The sequence below is a fragment of the Streptomyces sp. WAC05292 genome (assembly GCF_003949955.1).
Classification (GTDB): Bacteria; Actinomycetota; Actinomycetes; order Streptomycetales; family Streptomycetaceae; genus Streptomyces; species Streptomyces globosus.
Map to the genome: position 1 here is coordinate 1 of NZ_RPSE01000651.1, position 1,989 is coordinate 1,989.

Genomic DNA, 1,989 nt, shown 5'->3' on the forward strand with positions numbered 1-1,989 from the left:
GAAGCGGCCGTCGCCGGTGCAGACGACGTTCATGTCGGTTTCCGCGCGGACGTCTTCCTCGTAGCAGAGGTCGAGGAGGGGGACGCCGTCGACGATGCCGACGCTGACGGCGGCGACGGTGCCGGTGTCGGGGTCCTGGCCCATCATCGCGACGACGGTGACGAGGGTCGGGGTGTAGGCGGCGAACCAGGCGGAGCGGTCTTCCTCGGCGGTGCCGGTCTTGCCGGCGGCGGGGTGGCCCGCGGCGAGGGCGGCGGTGCCGGTGCCGTTGTCGACGACGCTGAGGAGTATCGAGGTGGTGGTGTCGGCGGCTTGGCGGCTGATGGCCTGCTCGGGGCTGCGGTCGGGGAGTGCGAGGGTGTCGCCGCCCTTGGTGATCTTCTCGATGAAGGTGTGGGGGGTGCGGCGGCCGTGGTCGGCGAGGGTGGCGTACGCCTGGGCCATGTCGAGGACGCTGGCCTGGAGGGTTCCGAGGGCCATGGCGGGGCCGGCGGTGAAGTTGGGCGTGTTCTCGGGGATGCCGAGGGCGATGGCGGTCTGCTTCACCCGGTCGGTGCCGACGTCGACGACCATCTGTGCGAAGACGGTGTTGACGGAGAGGTCGGTGGCGGTGGTGACGGTGATGTCGCCGTAGGACTGCCGGCCCTCGTTCTCGGGGGCGTAGGAGACGCGGGTGCCGGTGACGCGGCGCTTGTTGTCCCCGTTGTAGACGGTGTTGGGGGTGATGGGCCGGCCGTCCTGGGTGCGGGAGCGGTTCTCGACGGCGGCGGCGAACACGAGCGGCTTGAACGTCGAGGCGACCTGGTGGTCGTGGCGGGTGGCGTTGTTGACGTACTGGCGGGTGTAGTCGATGCCGCCGTACATGGCGATGACCTTGCCGGTGGCGGGGTCGATGGAGACGCCGCCGGCCCGGACGAAGCGGTCGACGGGGCGGGCGGCGGGGTCGAGCCGGGTGAGCATGCGGTCGGTGACGGCCTCGGTGAAGTCGGCCTGCCTGCGGCGGTCGATGGTGGTGGTGATGCGGTAGCCGCCCGCGGAGAGGGTCTTCTCGTCGAGGATGCCGCGTTCGGTGATGTGGTCCTTCACGGCTTCGACGAGGTAGCCGCGCTGTCCGGACAGGCCGGCGGCCGGGCGGATCCGGCCCGGTTCGGGGAAGGCGGTCGCCGCCCGCTCGGCCTCGGTGAGCCACTGCTTCTTGACCATGCCGTCGAGGACGTAGTTCCAGCGGGCGAGGGCCCGGTCGCGGCTGCGGGGGTGGGTGACGACGTCGAAGGTGCTGGGGGAGTTGAGGAGGGTGGCGAGGTAGGCGCCCTCGGCGGTGGTGAGGCGGCCGACGTCCTTGCCGTAGTAGGCCTGGGCGGCGGCCTGGATGCCGTAGGCGTTGCGGCCGAAGTAGCTGGTGTTGAGGTAGCCCTCCAGGATGTAGGCCTTGGACTTCTCGCGGCCGAGTTTGATCGCGATGAAGAACTCCTTGACCTTGCGGTTGATGGTCTGCTCCTGCCCCAGGTAGTAGTTCTTGACGTACTGCTGGGTGATGGTGGAGCCGGACTGGCGGCCCTTGCCGGTGAGGGTGTTCCACGCGGCGCGGAGCATCGCCTTGGGGTCGACGGCCCGCTCGGTGTGGAAGTCCCGGTCCTCGGCGGCGAGTACGGCCTCCTGCACCGTTCGGGGGATCTGCGAGAGCGTGACGTTGACGCGGTTCACCTCGCCGTCGCGCGCGAGTTGGGTGCCGTCGGAGTAGAGGTAGACGTTCGACTGGGCGGTCGCGGCGGCGTTGGCGGGCGGGATGTCGACGAGGAGGTAGCCGGCGACGAGGGCGCCGCCGACGAGCAGCGCGAGCGCGAGCAGGGTGCCGAGGGCGGGGCGCCAGCCGGGGACGAGGCGGCGCCAGCCGGTCCGTTTGTGCCGGCCCCCGCGGTCCGGGCGGCCGGGGGCGGCGTACGGGGGCGTTCCGTCGCCGTGGTGGGCGGCGGCGGAACGCCCCCGTAC

The 1,989-nt window shown here is 71.3% G+C and carries 1 protein-coding gene; it reads right to left on the reverse strand.

The genetic code is table 11. The features are described from left to right. Positions 1-1,989, reverse strand: a 1,989-nt coding sequence (locus tag EF903_RS32055; RefSeq protein WP_185902936.1) for a transglycosylase domain-containing protein, incomplete at both ends; no start/stop codon positions are given.